The following is a 25275-nucleotide window of genomic DNA, read 5'->3' on the forward strand; positions in this document are numbered from 1 at the left end:
GCCCGCCGACGAAGCCATTAAGTCGCGGTTTTGCTTGCTTGTAAGCGCCCTATGCCATCTGATTCCAAATCATGGCATCATGTGCGCGTGCCGATTCGGAAGAAGAAATGCGGCGGCTGGGCGCGGGGTGTTTCAGATGTGTTTCGGATTCATTTCCGGGCCGTCAGCCGGCCTATTCAATCTTCAATGCCACGCTGCGCCGGAATGCCGGCCCTGAAGGCGTGTTTGCGCATTTCCATCACCGTCACGGTGTCGGCCACGTCCATCAGCTCCTGCGGGCAGCGGCGGCCCGTCAGGCACACGTGCACGTGGCGCGGGCGTTCGGCCAGGGTTTGCAGCACATCTTGCAAAGGCAGCCAGCCGTAGATGAGCGGGTAAGTGATTTCATCCAGCACCACCAGAAAATGCTCGCCATCCAGAATGGCCGCGCGCGCTTTTTGCCAGCCCTGGCGCGCCAGTTCGGCGGTTTTCTCAATATCCTTGCTCATCCATGAAAAGCCGTCGCCCAGCCCTTCGATGGGAATGCCCAGTTTTTCAAAAGCGCGATGCTCGCCAAAACGGGCGCTGGGCACTTTCATGAATTGGAAGATGTGAATTTTTTTGCCGTGAACGTGCGTGCGCCCGAATGCCCGCAAGGCCAGGCCGAATGCGGCGGTGCTTTTGCCCTTGCCATTGCCGGTGTTGATGATGATCAGGCCGCGCCTTTCGCCTTCGGGGCGGGGGGTTGTGCGTTCGGCGGGTGGGTTTTCGATTTGCATTTTTGGCGTTGAAACCTGGTTAAAAAAGAAAAAAGGCCATTTTCAAAGCCCGTTTCAAAATCCGTTTCACACGGCAATGGCTGCCCATTGGGGCCTGCCGTCAGCCGCTGGCGGCAAGGGGTGGATGGCGATGCGGTCATCGAACACCGCTTGCAGGGCGCGGCGCGTGGCATCTTCCTGCACGGGGCCGCAGTGAAAGACGCCGCCCGCCCGCATCAGCAGCAGGTCATCGGCCTGCAAGGCCATGCCCAGCTCGTGCAGCACGCTGATGACGGCGCCGCCCGCTGCCACGTGGCGGCGCATCAGCGCCATCCAGTCGGCCTGGTGGGGCGGGTCCAGATTGGCCAGCGGCTCGTCCAGCAGCAGCACGGGCGCTTGCGTGGCCAGGGCGCGGGCCAGCAGCACGCGCTGGCGTTCGCCGCCAGAGAGCTGGCCCAGCGGCCTGCCGCGCCAGGCCCACGCGCCGGTGTCGCGCAAGGCGGATTCGGCCGCTTCACGATCGGCGGCCGAGGGCGTGGCCAGCCAGCCTTGGTGCGGCAGGCGGCCCAGCATGGCCACATCCCACGCCGTCAGCTCGCCTGAAACGGCTTCGGCCTGCCCCAGCCAGGCCACGCGCCGCGCGCGCTGCGGCCCGGTCAGCGCCGCCAGCGGCTGCCCCAGCACGCGCGTCTGCCCTTCATGTGGCAGCAGCAGCCCGGCCAGGCATTGCAGCAAGGTGGATTTGCCCGCGCCGTTCGGCCCCGCCACGGCCAGCCAGCGCCCAAGCGGCACGCTCAGGCGCACGCCGCACAGCACGCTCTGACCGTCACGGCGCAGGGTGATGTTTTCAGCTTGCAGGGCAGGGGGGTTGGGTGGATGGGGGTTCGGATTCACGGCGAAACGGTTTCTGGGCAATGCATCTGGGGCATCAGAAAGAGGAGCGAATTCAAGTGGTTTAAAAACGCCTTTCGCGCACGTTCTACTAGGACGTATTGCTATGGATAATGGAGCGAAATCAATCCTTCCAAGCGGCTTCATTCCCTGCGCGCCTGCTGGCGCATCAGCCACAGCAGATAACCGCCGCCCAGCGTGGCTGTGAGCACGCCCACAGGCAGCTCCTGCGGCGCCAGCAGCCAGCGCGCGCCGATGTCAGCTGCCAGCAGCAGCGTGCCGCCCGCCAGCGCCGCCAGGGGCAGCAGCCAGGCATGGCGCACCGGAGCGAGCTGGCGCACCACGTGCGGCGCAGCCAGGCCGACAAAAGCAATCAGCCCCGTTTGCGCCACCGCCGCCCCCGTGGCCAGCGCCAGCACCGCTACCAGCGCGGCGCGGGCGGCAGGCAAGGGCAGGCCCAGGCTCCGCGCCGTGGCCTCGCCCAGCGAGAGGGCGTCCAGCACGCGGGCCAGCGCCCAGGCCGCCAGCAGGCAGGCCGCCAGCGCGGCGGCCATCAGCGCGCAGCCCGCCCAGCCCACGAAGGCGCTGCTGCCCAGCATGAAAAGCTGCATGGCCTGCAAGATGTCAGGCGCGGCCAGCGTGATCAGATCCTTGCATGCCCCCAGCGCATAGCCCGCCACCACGCCTGCCAGCAACAGGCGCGGCGTGTGCTGCGCCCCTTGCGCCAGCGCCAGCGCCAGCAGCACGCCGCCCAGCGCCCCCGCAAAAGCGGCCCCCGTCAGCCCCAGCCGCGCCAGCCAGCCAGCGGCAGCCAGCGGCAGGCCCATGACGGCCAGCGCCAGCGCCACGGCCAGCGTGGCCCCCGAGGCGCTGCCCAGCAAAAACGGATCCGCCAGCGCATTGCGAAACAGCCCCTGCGCCACCGCCCCGGCCAGCCCCAGCAGCGCCCCGGCCAGCCAGGCGCCCAGCGTGCGCGGCAGGCGCACATCCCACACGATCTGCCAGGCCGCTGCATCGCCCCACACCTGCCACAAACTGCGCCAGCCCGTGCTGCCCACGCCCAGCCCCAGGCAGGCCAAGGCGATGCCAGCCAACGACAAGGCGAAAACAAGACGGAAAACGGCAGGCATGAATCACGAACGGCCCAAATCGGCCGGATTTTCATGGATGAGAGTCAGACATGGGGTTAGACAAGCCGCAGGCTGCTGTGCCTTGCGGGCCTGCCGCTTTTGGCGCTGATTAGAAGCTGTGGACGCTCTACGCGCTGGCGAAGGCTCATTGAAGGTACTCCTCAAGTTGCTGGAAAAAGCATGCATGTCCTGCGTTACCAGCAACCTCACCTTGCCTATGATGGGATTGAGCGGCAAGCATCGTTCTTAGCATCGCGCTTCACCCTTAGCATCGCGCTTCACCCAATAGCTTCCCATAATTTGCCTTATGTTAAGTTTAATAGTCTTCTCTCGAACAAAGAATGCGCAAGCTCGAACTGTTCTCGGTCGAACTGCTCTCGGCGGATAGCGTCGGGCTAGCTTTTCCTCATCCAAAAAATTAAGCCGTAGCGCGCGCTTGCTGATGCATCGCATGATTCATGACGACCAAAGCAAGCAATGCTTCCAGGATGGGCGTGGCGCGAATGCCGACGCAAGGATCGTGGCGGCCTTTGGTGATGAGTTCGACCGCTTCGCCTGCCGTGTTGATGGAAGGACGGGGAATGAGGATGGAGCTGGTGGGCTTGATGGCGACGCTCACCTCCAGGTCTTGCCCCGTGCTGATGCCGCCCAGGATGCCGCCAGCGTGGTTGCTGGCAAAACGCGGGCGGCCCGCTTCGCCCGGGAACATGGCGTCGCCATGTTCGCTGCCTTTTTGGGTGACGCAGGCAAAGCCGTCGCCAATTTCCACGCCCTTGACGGCGTTCAGGCCCATCATGGCGTGGGCGATGTCGGCGTCCAGCCGGTCATACAAAGGCTCGCCCAGCCCGGCGGGCATGTTCCGGGCCGTCACGCGCAGGCGTGCGCCGCAGGAGTCGCCGCTTTTGCGCAACGCGCGCATGTAGTTTTCCAGCGCGGCGGTGTCGGCCACAGGGGCGAAAAACGGGTTTTGCGCCACGTAGTCCCAGCTTTCAAAGGCGATGGGCAGCTCGCCCAGCTGCGTCATGCAGCCCTGAAATTGCGTGCCGTGGCGCTCGCGCAGCCATTTGCGCGCCACGGCGCCTGCGGCCACGGTGGGGGCCGTCAGGCGCGCGGATGAGCGGCCGCCGCCGCGCGGGTCGCGGATGCCGTATTTGCGGTAGTAGGCGTAATCGGCGTGGCCAGGGCGAAAGGCTTGCGCGATGTCTGAATAGTCTTTGCTGCGCTGGTCGGTGTTGCGAATCAGCAGGCAGATGGGTGTGCCGGTGGTTTGGCCCTGATACACGCCCGAGAGGATTTCCACCCGGTCGGCTTCCTGGCGCTGCGTGACAAAGGCGCTGCTGCCAGGGCGGCGGCGGTCCAGCTCGGGCTGGATGTCAGATTCGGCCAACGCCATGCCGGGCGGGCAGCCGTCAATCACGCAGCCGATGGCCGGGCCGTGGGATTCTCCGAAGTTGGTCACGGCAAACAAAGTGCCCAGCGTGTTGCCTGCCATTTTTATGCCGCCCTGCCCTGTTCGCCGCCGTCGGTTTGCGGCCATTGCCGGATAAATGCCTTGAGCAGGCGGTTTTCAAAATCCTGGCTGCTCACCACGGCATGGGCCATGTCGTGAAAGCTGATGATGCCCATGAGCATTTTCTGATCCATCACGGGCATGTAGCGGGCATGGTGTTTGAGCATCATGCGGCTGACTTCTTCCATGTCGGTTTCGGGCGTGCAAGTCAGGGGGCTGTCATTCATCACGCTGCGCACGTGAATGCTGTCCAGCGGACGGTTTTGCGCCAGCGCCAGAATGACTTCACGAAAAGTGAGCAGGCCCGCCAGCTCGCCATGCTCCACAACCACCAGCGAGCCAATGTCTTTTTCAGCCATGACGGCAATGGCCGCCTCCAGGGTTTCGCCAGCTTGCACGGTAAACAGGGTATTGCCCCTGATTCGCAAAATATCGCTGACTTTCATGGCGGCCTCTTGAGTGCGGGGAAAAGAAGGAAATGAATATAGCCCAGTCCAAGGCTGGCGCTTCTGGATGAAACCTGAATAGAGCGCCGCTGGCGCATAGACCCTGACTGATAACGCTTGTTATTCGCTGTGACAAAATAACTAGCTTCGCAGCTAGAAGGAGACTTGTTTCATGTCGCGCCACCCTTTGAGTTTCAGTGTTTTGGCCGCTGCCAGCCTGCTGGTTTGCGCCGGAGCCGCGCAGTCGCAGGATTTGCACGCGGGCCATGCCCATGTGCAGAAGCAGAAAAAAAACCAGGATCAGGCCGTGCTGCCGCAAGTGACCGTGACGGCCACGCGCAGCGAAGAAGACGCCCGCACCGCGCCCGCTTCCGTCACGGTGTTTGACCGCCAGACACTCCAGCAAAGCAGCCGCCCTGATGAAGACTTGCTCACCCTGATTGAAGACGCGCCGGGCCTGACGCTTTCGGCGCGCCAGGTGGGCGGGCGCAAAACCTTCACCCTGCGCGGCATGAACGATTCGCACACGCTGGTGCTCATGGATGGCCGCCGCATTGCCGCCTCGGACGACGTGGTGGGCCACTCTGATTACCAGTACGGCTGGGTTCCCGCCTCCGCCATCGAGCGGGTGGAAGTCATTCGCGGCCCGCTCTCGGCCCTGTATGGCTCCGAGGCGCTGGGCGGCGTGGTGAACATCATCACCCGCTGGCCCACCGACAAATGGGAAGGCTCGGTCAGCCTCTCCGGCCAGCGCGCCAGCAGCGCCAAATGGGGCGGCACGGGCGGCAAAACCGCTGTGTACGCGGGCGGCCCCGTGGCGCAAGGGCTGGCGCTGCGCGTCAATGCCGAGCGCAGCCACGTCAATCCCGTGGCCTTGCGCGAAGACCGGCGCTATAGCGAAATCGAAGGCCGCAGGAGCACTTCCGGCAGCCTCTCGGCGCGCTACGCGCTCAACGCCCGCCACACCTTCGAGGCAGGCATTCAGCACGGCAGCGAAGACCGCTTCTACGACGACGTGGCGCGCAGCGCCCGGGCCACGCCCTACCAAAACACCTACAAAGTCAATCGCGACCACGGCTACGGCCAGTGGAACGGCGTTTTCGGCAACGACGTCAAAGCGCAGCTGCGCGCCTACCGCAGCGCCATTGGCGTGAGCACGCACCGCACCAACGGCGTTGCGCCCACGCGCCCGCAAGACATGCGCGACGTGGTGGGCGATGGCTTCGTGCAGTGGCGCATGGGCAGCCACCGCCTCACCGCCGGCGGCGAATGGCGGCGCGAAAAGCTCATCAACGCCGGGCTGACCGGCGGCAAAGACAGCGCCACGCACAAGGCCCTGTTCGCGCAAGATGAATTCGCCTTTGCCAGCCACCTCATCGCCACGCTGGGCGTGCGGGTGGACCATCACCAGATCTTTGGCAACCACGTCAGCCCCCGCGCCTACCTGGTCTGGGAGCCGAATGAAAACCTCGTCATCAAAGGCGGCGTGGGCGGCGCGTTCAAGGCGCCCACGCTCAAGCAGATATCGCCCAACTACGTGGGCGCCGAAGGCCCGCACACCTTCTTGGGCAACGCCCGCATCAAGCCCGAAAGCTCCACCTCGTTTGAAGTGGGGGCCGACTACACCACCGGGCCGCTTTCGCTGCGCGGCACGCTGTTTCACACCCGCGTCAAAGACCTGATCTATTTCCGCGAAGTCAGCCGCCAGCGCATGGGGCGGCTGGTGCGCGTCACCTACCAGTACGACAACGTGAACCGCGCCACCGTGCGCGGCGCGGAGCTGGGCCTGAGCTGGGCCTTCGCCCCTGGCTTCAAGTGGAACAACGACCTCACCTTGCTGCGCACCAAAGACAGCAACTCCGGCGTGGAACTGACCGGCCGCCCGCGCCAGGTGCTGCACTCGCAACTGCAATGGCAAGGCGCCTGGGGCCTGAGCGCGCGCCTGGGGCTGGACTACACGGGCCGCCAGCGCATCAGCCAAAGCGGCGGCCGCCTGCCCGCCTACACCCTGTTCAACCTCAGCGTGGGCCAGCAAGTCAACAAGATGCTGAGCTGGCGCGTGGGAGTGGACAACATTGGCAACGTGCGCCTGGCCGACAAGTCCGAAGACTTCGGCTACGCCATTCGCGGCCGCACCTTGGCCGTGAACGTGCGGGCCGATTTCTGATGCGCTTGCGCAGCCCTTGCGAAAAGGCTTTTTTCGCTCCTTGTTTGATAGCATGAGGTCCGCAAGGAGATTGCGCAGGATGCCCTTTTGTGGGGTCTGTATTTGCTTCTGTTTTTGATGAGAAGCAGCCCCTGCTCAAGCAGGGGCGCGCGGCCCGGAAGGCCCATGAATGAAATACGGCACCGGAAATGCCGCCGCACATTGGCGAAATGAAAGCGCCGAATCTTCAGCCATGTCATTTGTCCGTTTTCACCTGGCCCGCCCATCCGGAAATATCCGTTCATGCGCATGGCCGGATTCATTCCGGATGGCAGTGATGAATATGCTTTTTCCTGAATCAGCGCCCTGCTCTGCGGGCCGCTTTCGCGCAAGAGCCATGCTTGCGCCCGTCATGGACTTCAAAAAAGATAGCTGCCCGCGCTGATTCCATCAGGACTTGCGGCCGATTGGATGCCCAAAACCTGCCACCCGGTCCGCTGCCCGCACAACCGCCTCTTTTCCAACCGCCCAGCCAGACACGCCATGTCCCGTCTCGCCCTTGGTCTTTTGCGCCGTTTTCTTCTTTTCTGGCTGGCCGCCTGCTGGCTGGCCTGCCCTGCCCTGGCCCAGCCGCCAGCAGGCGGCGCGCCGCACAAACTGCTGTTCATCGCCACGTCCAACGTGCCCAAGGGCAAATTTCACGAACTGGCCCAAATGGCCGCGCCCTACGGCCTGGCCGTGGATTCATACATCGTGCCGTTGGGCGCAGGCGCAAGCGCGCTGGAGCCGCAGCGGCTCAAGGGCCATGAAGCCGTTTTGCTGGATTTGCCCATGCGCCCGCAAACCCTGGCGGCCATGGGCGACATCGTGAAAAACATTGAGGCGCCTTATTTCGCCTGGCTGCATGAATCGGAAACGCCGCTGGCCGGCGGTTTTGACGAAAAGCAGCTTCAAAAGCTGATTGCCTATTATGAAAATGGCGGCGAGCGCAACATGAAAAACTTTCTCGCGCTGCTTTCGGCCATTGTTCACAAAAAGCCCGCCCCGGCTGATTTGCCCGCGCCCGTGGTCTTTCCAAAATCCGCCGTATATCACCCCAAAGCGCCCGATCTGGTTTTTGCCAGCGTGCCCGAATTTCTGAAATTCAAGGGATTGAGCCAGGCGCAGATTCAGGGCCAGGCCGAGCGGCCGCCCATCATCGCCTTGTCCATCCATCAGGAATACATCTCGGGCATGCAAACGGGCTTTATTGACGACCTGGTGCAGCGCATCGAAAAAACAGGCGCCATTGCCATGCCCATTTACGACCGCATGCTGCCCGCTGGCGACATTGGCAAGCTGCTGCGTCCCTTTGCTAACGAGCAGCCCGATGCCGCCCCGCTGGCCGACGCCATCGTCAGCTTTCAAATCACGCTCAACGCCGAAGGCCGCCGGAAAGAATTTGAAGAATTGGGCCTGCCCGTCATTCAGGCCACCACCTACCGCACGGGCGACGAAGCCGCCTGGGCCGCCGACGAACACGGCCTGCCCATGGCCAGCATTCCCTTTTACATGACGCAGCCTGAAATGGCCGGCGTGGCCGACATCCAGATTGCCTCTGCCGTGCGCCAGGGCGGCGATGAAGCCATCGCCGCCATTCCTGCACAAATGCAGTCCATGGCCGGCAAGGCGCTGAACTTGGCCGCCCTGCGCCGCAAGCCCAACGCGCACAAAGAGCTGGCGCTCATCTTCTGGAACCACCCCGGCGGCGAAAAAAACGTGGCCGCTTCATTCATGAACGTGCCGCGCAGCCTCATCAGCGTGATGAAAGCCCTGCACGCGGCAGGCTATGACGTGCCCGAGCCGCCCGAAGAAGAAAAACTCATTGCCGACGTGCAGCGCCTGCTGGCCCCCGGCTACCGCGACGGCGAGCTGCCCGGCCTACTCAAAGACGGCCTGGCCGCCTTGCTGCCCGTGGCGCAATACCGCCAGTGGCTGCAAAGCCTGCCTGCGGCCACGCAAGCGGCCATGCGCAAGCGCTGGGGCGAGCCGGAACGCTCGGCCTACGTCATCCAACAAGGCGGCAAAAGCTACTTCGTCATTCCCCGCCTGCAAATGGGCCGCCTGGCCCTGCTGCCCCTCATGGGCCGCAGCGACAAAGGCGTGGACAAAAACGCAGGCGAAGGCAGCCTGAGCGAAGCCGCCCTCTACCACTCCACCAAGGCCGACGCGCTGCCGCCCCACTCGTATCTGGCCGCCTACCTCTGGGTGCGCCAGGGCGCGATGGATGAAAAAGCCCTGCAAGCGGCCAAAAAACACCCGCTGCCGCCCGCTGCCTCGCCCGCGCGCGACGCGCTCATTCACTTCGGCACCCACGGCACGCAAGAGTGGCTGCCGGGCAAGGAACGGGGCCTGTCCCTGTTCGACCCGCCCATGCTCGCCGTGGGCGACGTGCCCGTGGTCTATCCCTACATCATCGACAACGTGGGCGAAGCCACCCAGGCCAAGCGCCGGGGGCGCGCCGTCACCATCAGCCACCAGACCGCCGCCCTGCGCCCGGCGGGCCTGCACGACAAGCTGGAAGAAATCCACGAGCTGCTGCACAAATGGCTGGCGCAAGACGAAGGCGCCGTCAAGGCGCAATACGCCGCCGACATTTTGAAAATGGCCGAAAAAGAGCGCCTCATGGCCGACATGGCCTGGGCGCCCGAAAAAGCCAGGGCCGAATTCCCCGCCTTTGTGGACGCGCTGCACGTGCACCTGCACGAGCTGGCGCAAACCATCCAGCCCATCGGCCTGCACACCTTCGGCGAAGCCGCCACGCCCGGGCACCGCATCGCCACCGCCATGATGATGCTGGGCCAGCCGTACCAGGAAGCCGCCGCCCGCCAGGCCGGCGTGCCTGAAAGCGAGCTGGACGAAGCCCTCGTCATCAACTACGAAGCGCTGGACCAAAACCCCGGCTACCGCCTGCTGGCCGACTACCTTGACGGCAAAACCCCCGCCAATCTGCCCGAAGAGCTGCAAAAGCAGCTGGAGCAAGGCAAAGCGTGGTGGCAGGCGCTGGACGCCAGCAGCGAAAACGAAGGCCTGCTGCAAGCCCTGGCAGGCCGCTACGTGCCCACCAGCACCGGGGGCGACCCCGTGCGCAACCCCGACACCTTGCGCACGGGCCGCAACCTCTACGGCTTTGACCCCAGCCGCGTGCCGCCCAAACAGGCATGGGAAGCGGGCAAAAAAGCGGGCGACGCCCTCATTGAAGCCCACCGCCAGCAAAACGGCGGCAAATACCCCGCCAAGATCGCCTTTTCCTTGTGGTCTGCCGAAACCATGCGCCACCAGGGCCTGCTCGAAGCGCAGGCGCTGTGGCTCATGGGCGTGGAGCCGGTGTGGAACGCGGGCGGGCGCGTGGAAGGCGTGCGCCTCATCCCCCGCCAGGAGCTGGGCCGCCCGCGCGTGGACGTGGTCATCTCCGCCACCGGCCTGTACCGCGACCACTTCCCCAACATCATGGAAAAGCTCGCCCAGGCCGCCAAGCTCGCCTCCGAGGCCGAAGGCGAAAGCGAAGCCGACAACCCCATTGCCGCCAACACCCGCCGCATTGCCAGCAAGCTGCGCGCAGGCGGCATGAGCGAAGCCGACGCGCTGGACGCCGCGCAAACGCGCATCTTCTCCTCCGCCTCGGGCCGCTACGGCACCGGCATCAACCACGCCGCCATGGACACCGACCAGTGGCAAGGCAAGGCCGAGGGCGACCGCAAGCTCGCCCGCCTTTACCTCTCGCGCATGCAATACGCCTACGGCCCCAATGCCGCCAAATGGGGCAGCACCCTGGCAGGCGATGGCGAAGATGAAGGCGGCGGCAAAGCCAGCGGAAAAGAAAGCGGCAAAACCAGCGCCCAAGACGCCCCCAACCTCTACGCCGAACAATTGCGCGGCACCGAAGGCGCCGTGCTCTCGCGCACCTCCAACGTCTACGGCATGCTCACCACCGACGACCCCTTCCAGTTCCTCGGCGGCATTGGCCTGGCCGTGCGCCACCTCGACGGCAAAGCGCCGCAGCTGTACATCAGCAACCTGCGCAAGGCGGGCGGCGAACGGCTCGAAACCGCCGCCCAGTTCCTGGCCAAAGAACTGTCCACCCGCCAGTTCCACCCCGGCTACATCAAGGGCCTGATGGCCGAAGGCTACGCCGGCACGCTCGAAGTGCTCGACGCCACCAACAACTTCTGGGGCTGGACCGCCGTCTCCCGCGAAATCGTGCGCGACGACCAATGGCAGGAAATGATGGACGTCTACGTGCGCGACAAACACCAGCTGGGCCTGAACCAGTGGTTTGAAAAGCACAACCCCCACGCCCAGGCCCAAACCATCGAGCGCATGGTCGAAGCCATCCGCCAGGGTTACTGGCGCACCGACGAGCAAACGCTGGCCGATCTGAAAGCCCGCTACGTCGAACTCGCGCGCAAATACGACGTGCGCAGCGAAAACGCCCCGTTCACCGCCTTCGTCAATGACCCCGCCAGCACAGCCCCGGCCCCCGGCTTCGGCCTGGAAGCGCCCGCTGCGGCCGCCCCGGCCGAGCAGCCCGCCCAGCCGCAGGCTGAACAACCGCCCGAACAAGCCGCCGACGCCCCGCCCGCCGAAACCGTGCGCGGCATGCAGCTCGAACGCCAGCAGCCGCCCCCTCCGCCTGATGGCAGCGACGAAACCGACTGGCAGCGCCTGATCGCCATCTGCGCCCTGCTCGCCCTCATGGCCGCCGGCGCAGCCAGCCAGGCGCGCGCCGGACGCAAGTGCAGGTAGGCAAGCAAGCAAAAGCGCGCCCCCAACGCGCCCCCAAAAGGGCGCGGGCGGCATCCATCACAAAGCCAATGCCTGCTCTATGGCGGCCCCAGAAACTGCCCCGCTCCAGCGCCCGCAAGCGTTGCACAGTTCTGAAAGCCTCTTTTATTGCTCATCAATCCATAGCATGACGTCCTAGTGGAATCTGCGATGAGCGGCATTTGAACCCCATTAAATTTGCTCCTGTTTCTGATGACATCTTGCCAGAAAGCCAGGAAAAGCGCTGAAGCGGGCCTCAGCGGCCCGCCGCAAGCCCAGCGCCACAAATGAAAGCGCTGCAGATGGAAGTGCCGCAGATTTGCCACGCCGGCCTGCGCGAATCAGCGGGCGGGGGCTTTGCGGCCGTCGCAAGTCCGTCACAATCGGCCCTTCTCGTTTACGGCCTGTTTCATGAATCCTCGCCTTGCCCGTTTGCAGCCCTATCCCTTTGAGCGGCTGCGCCAGTTGTTTGCCGGTGTGCAGCCGCCTGCGGCGCTGCGCCACATCAACCTAGGTATCGGCGAGCCGCGCCACGCCGCGCCGCCGCTGATCAGGCAGGCGCTGGATGAAGCGCTGGCCGATGGCCTGGCGGGCTACCCTGCCACGGCGGGGCTGCCGCTGTTACGCGAAGCTTGCGCGGCCTGGCTGCGGCGGCGCTACGGCGTGCAGGCGGACGCGGCCACGCAAGTGCTGCCCACGCTGGGTTCGCGCGAGGCGCTGTTTGCGCTGGCGCAGACGGTGATTGACCCCACGCGGGCGCGGCCCACGGTGGTTTGCCCCAACCCCTTCTATCAAATCTACGAAGGCGCGGCCTTGCTGGCTGGCGCCGAGCCGCATTACGTGCCCAGCGACGCGGCGCGCAATTTCGCGCCGCGCTGGGACCAGGTGCCTCAGGCCGTGTGGCAGCGCACGCAGCTGGCCTACGTGTGCTCGCCCGGCAATCCCACGGGCGCGGTGATGCCGCTGGACGAATGGCGCATGCTGTTTGAGCTGAGCGAGCGGCACGGCTTCGTCATTGCCTCTGACGAGTGCTACAGCGAGATTTACTTTGACGACGCCGCCCCGCCGCTGGGCGGCTTGCAGGCGGCCATGCAGCTGGGGCGCGGCTGGCGCAATCTCGTCATGCTCACCAGCCTGTCCAAGCGCAGCAGCGTGCCGGGGCTGCGTTCGGGCTTCGTGGCGGGCGATGCGCAGCTGCTCAAATCGTTTTTGCTCTACCGCACCTACCACGGCAGCGCGATGGGCGGCGCAGTGCAGGCGGCCAGCGCCGCTGCCTGGGGCGACGAAGCGCACGTGCGTGAAAACCGGCGGCTGTACCGCGACAAGTTCGCGCAAGTCATGCCCATCTTGCAGCCGGTGATGGATGTGCGCCTGCCCGATGCGTCGTTTTACCTGTGGGCCGGAGTGCCGCCCGCCTTTGGCGGCGATGACGCGGCCTTTGCCCGCGCGCTGTATGCCGCGTGCCATGTGACGGTGCTGCCAGGCAGCTTTCTGGCGCGCGAGGCGGCGGGCTTCAACCCGGGCGCGGGCCGCGTGCGCCTGGCGCTGGTGGCGCCGGTGGATGAATGCGTGCAAGCGGCGCGGCGCATCGCGGCGTTCATCAGCGGCAACCCTGATTGAACGCTGGTTTTACCGATTTCAAACCCTGAGGAAATGAGTGATGAGTGACAGTTCAGAAAAAATCTGGTGGTACGCCGTTGGGCAAGAGAAATTCGGCCCGTGCACGGGCGGCGAACTGGCGCGGCTGGCGCGCAAGGGCACTGTCATGCCTGACACGCTCGTCTGGCGCGAAGGCATGACCGAGTGGGTGCGCGCCAGCAAGCTCACCAAACTGTGGGAGCGGGCGACCCAGCCCCCGGCTCCGCATGCCAGCGAGCAGCTGCCGCCCCCGCCGCCAGCCGCGCCCGGCCGCGCCGTGGCCGCCGTGCCAGAGCTGGAAGTGGCGCACCGCGCTCAAGGGCCGTCTTCCGTGCCGCCTGGCGGCCATGCGCATGAATGGTCCGCTGGCGGCGCAGCAGCGGCCAGCAGATCAAGCCGCGCAGGCCGCCGTTCCAGCAGCGATGACGGCAGCGCCGGCTTTTTGTGGGCCATTCAGCAGTGCTTCCGGAAATATTTCGACTTTTCCGGGCGCGCGCGGCGGGCGGAATACTGGTATTTCATGCTGTTTCAGTTTTTGCTGAACATGGCGCTTTTGGTTTTGACTTTTGTGTCCCAAAGCCTTGCCGATAACCTGTCGCTCGTTCTCAGCCTGGCCTTTCTGATCCCCAACTTTGCCGTGGGCGCCCGCCGCCTGCACGACGTGGGCCGCAGCGGCTGGTGGCAGCTGCTCTACATCACGATCATCGGCGCATTGGTCTTGCTGTTCTGGCTCGTGCAGCCCAGCGAAGAAGGCCGCAACGATTACGGCCAAGACCCAACGTGGTGATGGCGCGCCTTGCTTGATCTCCCTGATTCACTCACTCAACCCGAAAGAAACCCATGACCCAGCTATTGCAGCAAACCATTGATGCCGCGTGGGAAAACCGCGCGCAAATTTCCCCCGCGCAAGCCCCGGCTGACGTGCGCGAGGCCGTGCGGCACGTGCTGGCCGAGCTGGACGCGGGGCGCCTGCGCGTGGCCACGCGCGAAGGCGTGGGGCGGTGGACGGTGCATCAGTGGATCAAAAAAGCCGTGCTGCTTTCCTTTCGCCTGACTGACAACGCGCCCGTGCGGGCGGGCGAATTGGCCTTTTTTGACAAGGTGCCCACCAAATTCGGCGGCATGGACGACGCTGCGCTGGCTGCCAGCGGCGTGCGCGTGGCGCCGCCCGCCGTAGCGCGGCGCGGCAGCTTTATCGGCAAGGGCGTGGTGCTCATGCCCTCTTACGTGAACATTGGAGCCTACGTGGATGAAGGCGCGATGGTGGACACCTGGGCCACCGTGGGCAGCTGCGCGCAAGTGGGCAAAAACGTGCACCTGTCAGGCGGCGTGGGGCTGGGCGGCGTGCTGGAGCCTTTGCAGGCCAACCCCACCATCATTGAAGACAACTGCTTCATCGGCGCGCGCTCTGAAGTGGTGGAAGGCGTGATCGTGGAAGAAAACTCGGTGCTCGGCATGGGCGTGTACCTGGGCCAGAGCACGCCCATCTTCAACCGCGAAACCGGTGAAATCAGCTATGGCCGCGTGCCAGCGGGCAGCGTGGTGGTCAGCGGCAGCCTGCCCCGGCAGACCGCCAGCGGCCAGCCCTACAGCCTGTATGCCGCCGTCATCGTCAAGCGCGTGGACGCGCAAACGCGCGCCAAAACCAGCATCAACGACCTGCTGCGCCCCTGAAGGCCAAAGGGGATGGGTTGCGGAGATGATCTAGCTCCTCGATTCATAGCATTGGGTCTTAGTGGAACGTGCGCAAACGCCATTTCTAGCGGCTTGAATTCGCTCCTCTTTTCAATGCAAAACCGCTCTACGCCCCCCCGCAACCCGCACCCGGCCCACACTGCACATATCTCTCAAGGGAAAGGAAAACACACCATGTCCAACGCACCCGCTTCCATGATGGAGCGCATCCTGCACCTGATGGCGGAAAAAAAGGCGTCTGACGTCTACCTCTCGCCGCGCGCGCCCGCCACCATCAAGATCAACGGCGAATACCTGCCCATCAACTCGCAGCCGCTGCCCGTGGACGGGCCGATGAACCTGCTGCTGGACATCGTGCCGCCCAACCGCATTGAAGAGCTGAAGGAAACCGGCGAACTCAACACCGCCATTCCGCTGCACGGCGTGGGCAACTTCCGCCTCTCGGCCATGCGCCAGCGCGGCATGTACTCAGCCGTCATCCGCTTCATCAGCCCCGACATCCCGCCGCTGCACACGCTCAACCTGCCCGACGTGCTGCGCACCCTCGTGCTCGAAAAGCGCGGCCTCATCCTCATGGTGGGCGCCACCGGCGCGGGCAAATCCACCACGCTGGCGGCCATGCTCGACCACCGCAACGAGAACATGACCGGCCACATCCTCACCATTGAAGACCCGCTGGAATACATGTTCACCAACAAAAAATCCATCGTGAACCAGCGCGAAGTGGGCAGCGACACCGCCAGCTTGCAAATCGGCCTGAAAAACGCCCTGCGCCAGGCGCCTGACGTCATCATGATTGGCGAAATCCGCGACCGCGAAACCATGAGCGCCTCCATCGCCTACGCCCAGTCCGGCCACCTGTGCCTGGCCACGCTGCACGCCAACAACAGCTACCACGCGCTCAACCGCATCCTCTCCTTCTACCCCGTGGAAGTGCGGCCCACGCTGCTGGGCGATCTGGCCTCGGCGCTCAAATCCATCGTCTCGCAGCGCCTCATCCGCACCGTGGACGGCCTGCGCACCCCGGCGGTGGAAGTCATGCTCAACACCAAACTCGTGGCCGACCTCATTGAAAAAGGCGACTTCACCGGCGTGAAAGAAGCCATGGAAAACTCCATGGCCGAAGGCTCGCAGACCTTTGAAGCCGACCTGGCGCGCCTGATCAACGAAGGCCGCATCGACCGCAAAGAAGGCCTGGCCTACGCCGACTCGCCCACCAACCTGCTCTGGCGCCTGCAAAACGACACCAGCCGCCACATCGCCGCCCAGCAGGCGCACATGCATGAAGACGCGATTGCCGACGAGCCTTCGTTCACCGACATCACGCTGGACGTGCACAACAGCGCCTTCCGCACCACGGGCTTTGGCTCATCAGGCTTTGACCGCACCACAGGCTTCGGCTCCTCGCACCTCGGCCCGCTGGACGACCCCAAACTCGGCAAGCAATCCTGAAGGCCCTCTGGCGGCCTTCAAATGAGAAAGGAAAAAGCAAAAAGAGATCGGATTTGCTCTTATATCCGTAGCGTTATGTCTTACTGGAATAAGTGCTGCGCAGTATTTTTACCCCTCAAATTTGCTCTTTTTTTAATGCAACCAGGCCAACCTGAGCAACCTGAAGCCTTTCCGCACCCGCCCTGGCACGGCGGCGTGGGCGCGGCGCACGTTACATTTATGCCCGGCTGCCGTCAGAGGGCCTGGCGGCGTAGCCGCTTCTTCCTTTTTTCAAGGACGCACATCATGAACAAAACCACCGCTTTCACCCGCCTTGCCGCCACTGCCATGCTGGCTGCTGGCGCGGCCGCCTTCACCACGGGCTGCACCACGACCGGTCTTTATGACAACGCCAACCAGAAAGTGCAGCAGGAGTCGCTCCAGGCGCAGGTCAATGAAGCCTTGTCGCGCCTGTATCGCGCCGCGCCAGGCTCCGAGGCGCTGGTGGCCCGTTCGGCGGGCGCGCTGGTGTTTCCGCAAGTGGTGGGCGGCAGCCTGATCGTGGGCGTGGAGCATGGCCGTGGCCTGCTATACGTGGCCGGCAACACGCAGCCGCAGGAATACACCATCAATGCCGGGTCGCTGGGCTTTCAGGCGGGCGGGCAGGCCAAGTCGGTCATCTACGTTTTCAACTCGCCCGAGGCGCTGGAAATGTTCCGCCGCAGCAATGGCTGGACCATCGGCATCGACGCCACGGCCGCCATCGGCCATCTGGGCGCCAATGGCATGGTGGACAGCCGCACCAGCGAGCAGCCTGTGACCAGCTTCGTGCTCACCAATGTGGGGCTGGAAGCGGGGGTATCCGTGCAGGGCGCGAAAGTCTCGCGCGCACGCTGAACGCTGAAACATTCTCTGCCTGAAGCGCGAAAAGCTGGCGGCCGCAACGCAAGCGGCTGCCAGCTTTTTTGTTGGCCGTGCCAGGCGTTTTTTTCTTTGGTCAACGCCGGTTCGCCAGACGGCCTGGGCGCCGCGCCGTCACTGCTGGCGGCCCGCCGCGTCAAAAGCCCAGAATCTGTCGCGCTCCGGCGGTCGGGCGATCAGGCGCAGGTCTTCGCCTATGCGGTCAATGGCGTGAAAGCGCAGGGGCACGCCCGCTGCCAGCGAGTCCAGCGGGCCGATATCCGCCAGCCCCCGGCCAGGGCCAAGCAGCAGCGGGGCCAAGTACAGCAGGCATTCGTCAGCCAGGCCCGCTTGCAGCAGCGCGCCTGCAAGGCGCTGGCCGGCTTCCACGTGCAGCTCGTTCACTTCGAGCGCGGCCAGCGTGTGCAGCAAGGCGGGCAGGTGCAAGCGGCCCTGCGGCGTGGCGGGAATGACGTGCAGGCGCGCGCCTTGGGCCAGGTAGGGGGCGTGCCGCTCGGCGCTGTCCACGGTGGTGCAAATGTGGATGCAACGGCCCGGCGTTTGCCACAGACGGGCGGCCAGCGGCGTGCGCAATTGGCTATCAGCAATGAACAGGGCGGGCTGGCGGGCGGCGCTGGCGTGGCGCACATTCAGCAGCGGGTCATCTTGCAGCACGGTGCCGATGCCGGTGAGGATGGCGCTGGCGCGGGCGCGCCAGGCATGGCCGTTGGCGCGGGCGGCTTCGCCCGTAATCCACTGGCTTTGGCCGTTGGACAAGGCCGTGGCGCCATCCAGCGAGGCGGCCAGTTTCAGCCGTACCCAGGGCAGGCCGCGCACCATGCGGCTGAAAAAGCCGATGTTGTCTTCAAAAGCCTGCCGTGCGCCCGGGCCGGTTTGCACCTGCACGCCAGCGGCGCGCAAGCGCGCAAAGCCCTGTCCGGCCACGCGGGGGTTGGGGTCAGGCAGGGCGGCCACCACGCGGGCCACGCCAGCGGCGATCAGGGCATCAGCGCAGGGGCCGGTGCGGCCCTGGTGCGAGCAAGGCTCCAGCGTCACATAGGCCGTGGCGCCTTGCGTGCTTTGGCCAGCGGCCTGCGCGGCGCGCAGCGCCATGATTTCTGCGTGGGGGCCGCCTGCGCGCTGGGTGCAGCCTTCGCCGATGACGCGGCCATCGGCGGCCGCCAGCACGCAGCCAATGCGGGGATTGGGATCGGCGTCATTGGGAGCCTGCCGGCCCAGGGCCAGGGCGCGATTCATGTAGGGCATGGAGTCAAGCTTTCCGGATGCCTGCGCCAGCTCCGGCGGAGCCTGCCCGGAGGGACTCGAACCCCCGACCTGCTGCTTAGAAGGCAGCTGCTCTATCCAGTTGAGCTACGGGCAGACGAAAAAACGGGCCAGCAAAAAGATGGAAACCCGGCCAGCCGGGCCTTTCGCCAGGGCGGAAACCGCCAGGCTGTTTTGCTGCCGAACGACAAGAGCCAGCGGCAAATGCCAAGGTCATGACGAAACGGCGCGAAGCGCGCGATTATGCAGTGCAGGCGGCTATGCCCGAAGAAGGCACGGCGCGCGGCCCTCATGCTTTCTGCGCCCCTCACGCCCACGGCGAGCCGCACGAACTGCGCACCGCGACGGGCCTTTGCCAGTTCACCGGCTTGCGGTTGGGTAAGGAACAGACCCGGGCCTTCGCATGAGATGGGCAAGGGCAAGGGCAAGCTGCATTATTTTCGCTATGTAATCCATAGCACGATGTCCTAGTGGAAAGAGCGCAGACGCCATTTTTCACCCCATCAAATCCGCTCCTGTTTTTCATGCCTTCTGGCAACGCAAGCGCCCGCGCCAGAATGAAAAAAAACCGCCAGCGCGGCTGTTGCCGGGCGCTGGCGGTTATTGGGATGGTCGGAACGGCGGGATTCGAACTCGCGACCCTCTGCTCCCAAAGCAGATGCGCTACCAGACTGCGCTACGTTCCGTGAAAGCGGGCGATTCTAGCCTTGTTTTTCAAATGCCTTCAGGCCCTTTTGCACCGCAGGGCGCTGGCTGATGCGGTCGAACCAGGCTTTGAGCGCCGGGTAATCGGCCCAGTCGATGCCGTGCCGCTCGTGGTGGATGAGCCAGGGGTAGATGGCGATGTCGGCGATGGAGTAGTCGCTGCCGGCGATGAAGGCGCCCGTGCGCTCGATCTGCCCGTTCATCACGCCGTAGAGGCGCTTGGCCTCGGCGGTGTAGCGCTCAATGCCGTAGGGCACTTTTTCAGTGGCGAAGAAGCGAAAGTGCCCGGCCTGCCCCAGCATGGGGCCGACGCCGCCCATCTGGAACATGAGCCATTGCAGCACGGTGTAGCGCGCCGCGCCCGCAGCGGGCAGCAGGCGGCCCGTTTTGTCGGCCAGGTAAATGAGGATGGCGCCAGACTCGAACAGCGGCAGCGGCTGCCCGCCAGGGCCTTCGCTATCGACCAGCGCCGGAATCTTGTTGTTGGGGCTGATCTTGAGAAAGTCGGGAGCGAACTGCTCGTTCTTGCCAATATTGACGGGGTGCAGGCGATAGGCCAGGCCGCACTCTTCCAGCATGATGGTGGCCTTGAAGCCGTTGGGCGTGGTCCAGGAGTAGAGATCGATCATGGCAAGCTCTCTTTCAGTGAGTGGAAAGGCGTATTGTCGTTCTGCGCGCCTGGTCTATTCAGGGCTGGCCGCGCAGGGCGGGGAAAAAGCGGCGCGGCAGCTCGCTTCGGGCCGCACTTTCGCCCTCGCGGCCCCAAGCGCTGAACAGGCTCTGGAGCCGCCTCGTTGCAGGCAGGCGCCCGGTTCGCCTCCAAAATCCGGGCCTGCGGAGCACTTTCATGAACGGACACACGTGGTTTTTCTGGGCGCTGACCTCGGCCTTCTTCGCGGCGCTGACGGCCATCTTCGCCAAGGCGGGCCTGCAAGGCATTGATTCGGACTTCGCCACTTTCATCCGCACGCTTGTCATCCTGGCCGCTCTGGCGCTGTTTCTCACCTGGGCAGGCAAATGGCAAGGTGTGGCGGCCTTCACGGCGTGCAACTGGCTGTTTCTCGTGCTTTCCGGGCTGGCCACGGGCGCGTCGTGGCTGGCGTACTTCAAGGCGCTGCAGCTGGGCGACGCCTCCAGGGTGGCCCCGGTGGACAAATTCAGCCTGGTGCTCGTGGCGCTGCTGGCCGTGGTTTTCCTGGGCGAGCGCCCCAGGCCGCATGAGTGGGGCGGCCTGGGGCTGGTTGCCGCTGGCGTGCTGGTGCTGGCAATCAAGCGTTGAGCGCCTGTTCAAAGGAATTTGAGCAGGCTCTGAAAGCGCGGCAGCTGGCCTTTTGTGGCGAAGCGCTGCGCTTGCGGCGCACATTCAAGGATGCAGTTGTCTGATTGGACATCATGCGCATCCATTCAGCCAGTCCAATCAACCGCTCGTCGGAAGGCAAAAAAATCGTGCACTATTTCACGAAGTGGCAGCTTTTTTGCTATATTCCCGTCCGCGCCTTCGGGCGCCCTGCTTTTCCTCCCTGAGCGGGAGCCTTTCTGACGAGAGGCTTTTCAGCCCCTGGTCCTTGCGGATCAGGGGTTTTCTTTTTTCCGGCGGCAGGCAGCTTGAAGCAGATCATGCCGCCCGCGTTCTGCGCCCTCTGGCGCGCCCTACACTTGCGTGCATGTTGTGGATCAAGGCCCTGCACATTGTTTTCATCGCAAGCTGGTTCGCAGGCTTGTTTTATTTGCCGCGCATTTACGTCAATCTGGCGATGGTGGCGCCCGATTCGCGCGCCGAATACGAGCGGCTGTTGCTGATGGCGCGCAAGCTCTACCGCTTCATGACGCTGCTGGCCGCGCCTGCGCTGGCGCTGGGCCTGTGGCTGTGGCTGGGCTACGGCATCGGGCTGGGACCGGGCAATGGCTGGATGCATGCCAAGCTGGCCGTTGTGCTGCTGCTGCTGGCCTATCACTTCTGGTGCTGGCGGCTGCTGCGGCGCTTTGAGGCGCGGCTGCCCACTCACGGCCATGTGTGGTTCCGCTGGTTCAATGAAGGCCCCGTGCTGATGATGCTGGCTGCCGTGCTGCTCGTGGTGCTCAAGCCGTTCTGACCAGCCTCGCCTGTTGCGCCGCCCATGACCGCCAAACCGCCGCCCAGCGAAAAGTCCGCCGCCGCGCCGTTGGCGCTGTGCTGGGTGGCGCTCATTGCCTACGCCAGTCTCTTTCCCTTCACGGGATGGCGCAATCAGGGGCTGATGCCGTGGGCCTACATTGACGAAGCCCTGCCGCAGTACTGGACGCGCTTTGACGTGCTTGCCAACTTTGCGGGCTATGCCCCGCTGGGCCTGCTGCTGACGCTGGCCTGGTCTGCCAGCGGCCGCCTGCGCCCCTGGCTGGCCGCGCTGCTGGCTGCGCTGGCCGCCGCCGCGCTGTCGTTCGTGCTGGAAGCGCTGCAAACCTATTTGCCGCTGCGCATTGCCTCCAATCTTGACCTGGCCCTGAACGCCGCCGGGGCCGCCGCAGGCGCGATGGCCGCCCTGGCGCTGGAGAAAACCGGGCTGGCTGGCCGCTGGCGGCGCTTTCGCCGCCGCTGGTTTGCGCCCGATGCGCGCGGCGCGCTGGTGCTGCTGGCCTTGTGGCCCGTGGGGCTGCTTTACCCCACGCCTGTGGCGCTTGGCCTGGGGCACGTGTACGAGCGCGTTGAAGCGGCCTTGGCCGCCTTGTTGAAAGACACGCCCTGGCTGGAATGGCTGCCCCTGCGTGAATTCGAGCTGCAGCCGCTGCTGCCTGGCGTGCAAGTGCTGTGCGTCGCCCTGGGCGCGGCCGCGCCCTGCCTGCTGGGCTATGGCGTGATGCAAGGCGCGGCCCGCCGCGTTCCGTTTGCGCTGGCCGCGCTGCTGGCGGGCGTGGCCACGCTGGCCCTTTCCTTCGCGCTCACCTGGGGGCCTGCCTCTGCCTGGGGCTGGCTGCGCGCGCCGCAAATTGGCGGGCTGGCAGGCGGCGCTCTCATGGCCTTGCTGGCGCTGCCCCTGCCGCAGCGCGCCTGCCTGGCCCTGCTGGCCGTGGCGCTGGGCGCGCAGCTGTGGCTGCTCAACGAGGCTCCTTTGAGCGCCTACGACGCCGCCAATTTGCAGCAGTGGGAGCAGGGCCGCTTCATCCACTTTTACGGCCTGGCCCAGTGGGTCGGCTGGCTGTGGCCCTTTGCCACGCTGGCGTATGCGCTCTTTCGCCTGTTTGGGCGCAGGCATGCCAGCCCGCCAGTCCGCCCTGACGGGAAAGCCGGCCCATTCTGAAACCACCCAGTCCGGCCCATTTGAAAAAGGAAGCGCCATGAAAATACTGATTAATTTGTTTCACCCCCATCTCTCTCAATCCAAAGTAAACCGCGCATGGGCGCAACGTTTGGCGCGCGAACCCAATGTGACCGTCCGCAAGCCATACGAGCTGTATCCCGACAGCAAAATTGATATTGCGGCCGAACAAGCTGCGCTGCTGGCGCACGACAGATTGGTCTTTCAGCATCCGTTTTACTGGTATTCCATTCCGCCGCTGATGAAACAATGGCTGGACGATGTGCTGACCTACAACTGGGCATACGGGCCAAAAGGCGGGGTTTTGGCGGGAAAAGAATGGGTCTGCGCCATTTCTACGGGCGGGCCTGCCGATTCGTATCAGGCGGGCGGCTACAACAGCTTTTCCATGAGCGAATTTCTGAAACCGCTGCAGCAGACGGCAAACCTGCTGAAAACGCCGTTTCTGCCGCCGTTTGTATTTCACGGCGCAGTGGTTGCCGACGGGCAGGCCATCGCCCAATCTGCCGAAGATTGCGCCGCCCACCTGCTAAATCCCTTGCTTGACCCGGCGAAAAAACTGGCGGCCTTGTCCGCCAAAATGGAGCAGGACGGCGTGAGTTTGTGAATGCCGTTTCAGGCAGCCTGGACAAGGCCATTTTGAAACGGCTGCCAGCCAGCTCCATTTGCTCCGCCAAGCCCTGCCGCGCGCCGAAAATGCCGTCCATTCGCCGCCTGCCGGTTCCTGACGCTGCTCCGCAACACTGAAAAAAACGCTGAAAGCCACTCATGCCTCGCATCTACATCTACTCTCCTTCCGGCGCGGTGCGCGATCGCGCGGCCCTGCGGCGCGGCGTGCGCCGCCTGCAGGCCCTGGGCCATGAAGTGCAGGTGGATGAAGCCGCCCTGGCCAGCCATCAGCGCTTCGCGGGCGACGACGCCACGCGCCTGGCCGCCATTGCCCGCGCGGCGGCCAGCGGCGCTGACGTGGCGCTGATCACGCGCGGCGGCTACGGCCTCACGCGCCTGTTGCCCGCCCTGCCCTATGAGGCCCTTGCCCGCGCCGCGCAGCAAGGCACGCGCTTTGTGGGCCTGAGCGACTTCACCGCCCTGCAAATGGCCTTGCTGGCGCAAACCGGTGCCATCACCTGGGCCGGCCCGACCCTGTGCGCCGACTTCGGCTGCCCTGGCGAGCCAGACGAAATCATGCAGGCCTGCTTTGGTGACTTGCTCGCGGGCGAAGGCGAAGGCACGGGCTGGCGGCTGCCCGCGCCGCGCCCGGCCAAAAGCGCGCCGCTGCTCGCACCCCAGCCCGCGCCGCTGCCCGGCAAGCTGCACGTGCAAGACGCGCTGCTGTGGGGCGGCAACCTCTCCACCCTTTGCGCGCTGGCGGGCACGCCGTGGCTGCCGTCCATTCAGGGCGGCGTGCTGTTTCTGGAAGACGTGGGCGAGCACCCTTACCGCATCGAGCGCATGCTCTGCCAGCTGCTGCATGCGGGCGTGCTGGACGCGCAGCAAGCCGTGCTGCTGGGCAGCTTTTCGGCCTACAAGCCTGTGCCGCACGACCGGGGGTTCAACCTCCATGAAGCCGTGCACTGGCTGCGCACGCAAACGCGCACGCCCATCCTCAGCGGCCTGCCCATGGGCCACGTGCCCACCAAAGTGCTGCTGCCCGTGGGCGCGCGCGTGGAGCTGCTGCTGGAAGGGCGCGATGCCTGGCTGCTATGGGGTCACATGGACGGCCACAGCCACCCGCACGGCCACGAGCACGCTTGCCTGCACTGCGGGCAGGCCTGAGCGCCTGTTCATCGCTTGGCCGCAAGCCGGTTCAGAGAGCGCTTCTATTCGCTACTCTATCCATAGCATGAGGTCCTAGTAAAACGGGCGTAGAAGCCAATTTTTTGCTTCTGAATTCGCTCTTGTTTTTGATACCCGCCTGCCTGCCCCAATGGCTCGTTTTCGGTCTGCTTGCGATATGCCGCACGCGGCAAAAAAGCAGGCGGGCCGCTGCGCCGCCCCTGCGCCCGGACACAGCGCCTGTTGCAGACTTTGGCGGCATGGCCGGCATCCGCCCTGAACGGGCTTTTATTCAATAGCGGCTTCAGAATGATTCAGGCAATAACGCAATATCCTGGCGATATTGAAGGCGTCGTCTCCGCCCCGGTGGTGCGTTCCTTGCAGCGGATAGCCCAGAATATCCAGGGCCTGGCTCATTCCCACTTTTCTGGGAATGCGGGTCACTTGCCGGAACAGCTCCTTCACATTGATGTGCTCATGGTGCATGGGGTAAAGAATATGCCGCAAAGCGCACTGTTTTTGCAGCATGTTTTTGTCGTACATGCCGTAGCTGGCCCATGCATGCTGGCCCGCCTGATATTCTTTCTCAAGAATATGCAAGGCCTCTTCAAAAGAAATGCCTTCTTTCCCGATCAAATCGGGGGTGATGGTCGTCAGTTGCGTGCAAAACGGGCTGATTGCGGAATGCACAGGTTTTATCAGAATGCCCCTGTTTTTATCGATGGCGCCAGTGCCCTGATCCAGCACGCAGACGCCTATTTCTATGATTTCGCTGATTTCTCCTGGCGGGGGATTTCCTTCCCAGCAGGTGGCTTCGAGGTCAATGACAATGATTTTGCCGCTCATGGATGAATCAATTCAGAAAAATAAAAACAGACGCTAAATCCATT

General features: G+C 64.5%; 21 protein-coding genes and 2 tRNA genes. 13 read left to right on the forward strand and 10 right to left on the reverse strand.

Translation table 11 applies throughout. The features are described from left to right. Positions 1-176: 176 nt before the first annotated feature. From cobO to ADJ79_RS00605, 5 genes are all read right to left on the reverse strand, one after another. Positions 177-758 (reverse strand): cob(I)yrinic acid a,c-diamide adenosyltransferase, encoded by a 582-nt coding sequence (gene cobO / locus ADJ79_RS00585; RefSeq protein WP_050714333.1) that lies wholly within the window; start codon positions 756-758, stop codon positions 177-179. Positions 759-824: 66 nt separating this feature from the next. Further along, the gene (locus ADJ79_RS00590; protein ID WP_371256864.1) at positions 825-1631 is read right to left on the reverse strand and encodes an ABC transporter ATP-binding protein; all 807 of its coding nucleotides are present in this window, start codon (positions 1629-1631) and stop codon (positions 825-827) included. 140 nt (positions 1632-1771) lie between these two features. Next, the gene (locus ADJ79_RS00595; RefSeq protein ID WP_050714334.1) at positions 1772-2758 is read right to left on the reverse strand and encodes an iron ABC transporter permease; all 987 of its coding nucleotides are present in this window, start codon (positions 2756-2758) and stop codon (positions 1772-1774) included. A 418-nt stretch (positions 2759-3176) separates the two neighbouring features. Then, a complete protein-coding gene (gene aroC / locus ADJ79_RS00600; RefSeq protein WP_050714335.1) occupies positions 3177-4250 on the reverse strand; it encodes a chorismate synthase in 1074 nt (357 codons plus the stop codon). 2 nt (positions 4251-4252) lie between these two features. Beyond that, complete coding sequence (locus ADJ79_RS00605) at positions 4253-4714, reverse strand: CBS domain-containing protein (RefSeq protein WP_050714336.1); 462 nt, start codon at positions 4712-4714, stop codon at positions 4253-4255. A gap of 172 nt (positions 4715-4886) precedes the next feature. Here ADJ79_RS00605 and ADJ79_RS00610 point away from each other — a divergent pair, with 172 nt between their 5' ends. From ADJ79_RS00610 to ADJ79_RS00640, 8 genes are all read left to right on the forward strand, one after another. Beyond that, entirely contained in the window at positions 4887-6881 is a 1995-nt protein-coding gene (locus tag ADJ79_RS00610; RefSeq protein ID WP_172673993.1) for a TonB-dependent siderophore receptor, read from the forward strand. A 169-nt stretch (positions 6882-7050) separates the two neighbouring features. Further along, positions 7051-7305: a hypothetical protein gene (locus ADJ79_RS13670; RefSeq protein ID WP_156303922.1), complete on the forward strand. Its 255-nt coding sequence runs from the start codon at positions 7051-7053 to the stop codon at positions 7303-7305. A 98-nt stretch (positions 7306-7403) separates the two neighbouring features. Then, positions 7404-11645, forward strand: coding sequence for a cobaltochelatase subunit CobN (gene cobN / locus ADJ79_RS00615; protein ID WP_082202750.1), 4242 nt, complete (start codon positions 7404-7406; stop codon positions 11643-11645). Positions 11646-12074: 429 nt separating this feature from the next. Beyond that, complete coding sequence (gene dapC / locus ADJ79_RS00620; RefSeq protein WP_050714337.1) at positions 12075-13283, forward strand: succinyldiaminopimelate transaminase; 1209 nt, start codon at positions 12075-12077, stop codon at positions 13281-13283. Between the two features lie 40 nt (positions 13284-13323). Next, positions 13324-14088 (forward strand): DUF805 domain-containing protein, encoded by a 765-nt coding sequence (locus ADJ79_RS15645; protein WP_082202752.1) that lies wholly within the window; start codon positions 13324-13326, stop codon positions 14086-14088. Positions 14089-14141: 53 nt separating this feature from the next. Next, positions 14142-14975 (forward strand): 2,3,4,5-tetrahydropyridine-2,6-dicarboxylate N-succinyltransferase, encoded by an 834-nt coding sequence (dapD, locus tag ADJ79_RS00630; RefSeq protein ID WP_050714338.1) that lies wholly within the window; start codon positions 14142-14144, stop codon positions 14973-14975. A gap of 195 nt (positions 14976-15170) precedes the next feature. Further along, on the forward strand, positions 15171-16448 hold the full coding sequence (locus ADJ79_RS00635) for a PilT/PilU family type 4a pilus ATPase (RefSeq protein ID WP_253273836.1): 1278 nt from the start codon (positions 15171-15173) through the stop codon (positions 16446-16448). Positions 16449-16733: 285 nt separating this feature from the next. Beyond that, on the forward strand, positions 16734-17324 hold the full coding sequence (locus tag ADJ79_RS00640) for a YSC84-related protein (protein ID WP_050714339.1): 591 nt from the start codon (positions 16734-16736) through the stop codon (positions 17322-17324). Between the two features lie 138 nt (positions 17325-17462). Here ADJ79_RS00640 and ribD read toward each other — a convergent pair whose 3' ends face one another. The 4 genes from ribD to ADJ79_RS00660 form a co-directional block, all read right to left on the reverse strand. Beyond that, positions 17463-18593, reverse strand: coding sequence for a bifunctional diaminohydroxyphosphoribosylaminopyrimidine deaminase/5-amino-6-(5-phosphoribosylamino)uracil reductase RibD (gene ribD, locus ADJ79_RS00645; RefSeq protein ID WP_050714340.1), 1131 nt, complete (start codon positions 18591-18593; stop codon positions 17463-17465). Positions 18594-18634: 41 nt separating this feature from the next. Then, positions 18635-18708: transfer RNA gene (locus tag ADJ79_RS00650), tRNA-Arg, on the reverse strand. A 512-nt stretch (positions 18709-19220) separates the two neighbouring features. Then, positions 19221-19297: transfer RNA gene (locus tag ADJ79_RS00655), tRNA-Pro, on the reverse strand. Positions 19298-19312: 15 nt separating this feature from the next. After that, on the reverse strand, positions 19313-19945 hold the full coding sequence (locus tag ADJ79_RS00660; RefSeq protein ID WP_050714341.1) for a glutathione S-transferase family protein: 633 nt from the start codon (positions 19943-19945) through the stop codon (positions 19313-19315). Positions 19946-20163: 218 nt separating this feature from the next. On the opposite strand from ADJ79_RS00660, the gene ADJ79_RS00665 reads away from it, so the two are divergent. The 5 genes from ADJ79_RS00665 to ADJ79_RS00685 all read left to right on the forward strand — a co-directional run bounded on the left by ADJ79_RS00665 (position 20164) and on the right by ADJ79_RS00685 (position 24385). Beyond that, positions 20164-20595, forward strand: coding sequence for an EamA family transporter (locus ADJ79_RS00665; RefSeq protein ID WP_050714342.1), 432 nt, complete (start codon positions 20164-20166; stop codon positions 20593-20595). 385 nt (positions 20596-20980) lie between these two features. After that, positions 20981-21409: a CopD family protein gene (locus ADJ79_RS00670; RefSeq protein ID WP_050716310.1), complete on the forward strand. Its 429-nt coding sequence runs from the start codon at positions 20981-20983 to the stop codon at positions 21407-21409. Positions 21410-21433: 24 nt separating this feature from the next. Next, a complete protein-coding gene (locus ADJ79_RS00675) occupies positions 21434-22591 on the forward strand; it encodes a VanZ family protein (RefSeq protein ID WP_050714343.1) in 1158 nt (385 codons plus the stop codon). Between the two features lie 37 nt (positions 22592-22628). Further along, positions 22629-23216, forward strand: coding sequence for an NAD(P)H-dependent oxidoreductase (locus tag ADJ79_RS00680; protein ID WP_050714344.1), 588 nt, complete (start codon positions 22629-22631; stop codon positions 23214-23216). A 161-nt stretch (positions 23217-23377) separates the two neighbouring features. Then, the gene (locus ADJ79_RS00685; protein ID WP_050714345.1) at positions 23378-24385 is read left to right on the forward strand and encodes an LD-carboxypeptidase; all 1008 of its coding nucleotides are present in this window, start codon (positions 23378-23380) and stop codon (positions 24383-24385) included. Between the two features lie 288 nt (positions 24386-24673). Here the strand turns inward: ADJ79_RS00685 and ADJ79_RS00690 are convergent, their stop codons facing one another. Next, positions 24674-25231 (reverse strand): 3'-5' exonuclease, encoded by a 558-nt coding sequence (locus ADJ79_RS00690; RefSeq protein WP_050714346.1) that lies wholly within the window; start codon positions 25229-25231, stop codon positions 24674-24676. Positions 25232-25275: the final 44 nt, after the last annotated feature.

The sequence above is a fragment of the Ottowia sp. oral taxon 894 genome, assembly GCF_001262075.1.
GTDB lineage: Bacteria > Pseudomonadota > Gammaproteobacteria > Burkholderiales > Burkholderiaceae_C > Ottowia > Ottowia massiliensis.

What these genes read in the sequence shown, in the direction of transcription:
- cobO (WP_050714333.1), bottom strand. Translation starts at nt 758, where the DNA reads ATGCAAATCGAAAACCCACCCGCCGAACGCACAACCCCCCGCCCCGAA.
- ADJ79_RS00640 (WP_050714339.1), top strand. Translation starts at nt 16,734, where the DNA reads ATGAACAAAACCACCGCTTTCACCCGCCTTGCCGCCACTGCCATGCTG.
- ADJ79_RS00605 (WP_050714336.1), bottom strand. Translation starts at nt 4,714, where the DNA reads ATGAAAGTCAGCGATATTTTGCGAATCAGGGGCAATACCCTGTTTACC.
- cobN (WP_082202750.1), top strand. Translation starts at nt 7,404, where the DNA reads ATGTCCCGTCTCGCCCTTGGTCTTTTGCGCCGTTTTCTTCTTTTCTGG.
- ADJ79_RS00595 (WP_050714334.1), bottom strand. Translation starts at nt 2,758, where the DNA reads ATGCCTGCCGTTTTCCGTCTTGTTTTCGCCTTGTCGTTGGCTGGCATC.
- ADJ79_RS00660 (WP_050714341.1), bottom strand. Translation starts at nt 19,945, where the DNA reads ATGATCGATCTCTACTCCTGGACCACGCCCAACGGCTTCAAGGCCACC.
- ADJ79_RS13670 (WP_156303922.1), top strand. Translation starts at nt 7,051, where the DNA reads ATGAAATACGGCACCGGAAATGCCGCCGCACATTGGCGAAATGAAAGC.
- ADJ79_RS15645 (WP_082202752.1), top strand. Translation starts at nt 13,324, where the DNA reads ATGAGTGACAGTTCAGAAAAAATCTGGTGGTACGCCGTTGGGCAAGAG.
- aroC (WP_050714335.1), bottom strand. Translation starts at nt 4,250, where the DNA reads ATGGCAGGCAACACGCTGGGCACTTTGTTTGCCGTGACCAACTTCGGA.
- ADJ79_RS00680 (WP_050714344.1), top strand. Translation starts at nt 22,629, where the DNA reads ATGAAAATACTGATTAATTTGTTTCACCCCCATCTCTCTCAATCCAAA.
- ADJ79_RS00635 (WP_253273836.1), top strand. Translation starts at nt 15,171, where the DNA reads ATGTCCAACGCACCCGCTTCCATGATGGAGCGCATCCTGCACCTGATG.
- ADJ79_RS00610 (WP_172673993.1), top strand. Translation starts at nt 4,887, where the DNA reads ATGTCGCGCCACCCTTTGAGTTTCAGTGTTTTGGCCGCTGCCAGCCTG.
- dapC (WP_050714337.1), top strand. Translation starts at nt 12,075, where the DNA reads ATGAATCCTCGCCTTGCCCGTTTGCAGCCCTATCCCTTTGAGCGGCTG.
- dapD (WP_050714338.1), top strand. Translation starts at nt 14,142, where the DNA reads ATGACCCAGCTATTGCAGCAAACCATTGATGCCGCGTGGGAAAACCGC.
- ADJ79_RS00690 (WP_050714346.1), bottom strand. Translation starts at nt 25,231, where the DNA reads ATGAGCGGCAAAATCATTGTCATTGACCTCGAAGCCACCTGCTGGGAA.
- ADJ79_RS00670 (WP_050716310.1), top strand. Translation starts at nt 20,981, where the DNA reads ATGTTGTGGATCAAGGCCCTGCACATTGTTTTCATCGCAAGCTGGTTC.
- ADJ79_RS00665 (WP_050714342.1), top strand. Translation starts at nt 20,164, where the DNA reads ATGAACGGACACACGTGGTTTTTCTGGGCGCTGACCTCGGCCTTCTTC.
- ribD (WP_050714340.1), bottom strand. Translation starts at nt 18,593, where the DNA reads ATGCCCTACATGAATCGCGCCCTGGCCCTGGGCCGGCAGGCTCCCAAT.
- ADJ79_RS00675 (WP_050714343.1), top strand. Translation starts at nt 21,434, where the DNA reads ATGACCGCCAAACCGCCGCCCAGCGAAAAGTCCGCCGCCGCGCCGTTG.
- ADJ79_RS00685 (WP_050714345.1), top strand. Translation starts at nt 23,378, where the DNA reads ATGCCTCGCATCTACATCTACTCTCCTTCCGGCGCGGTGCGCGATCGC.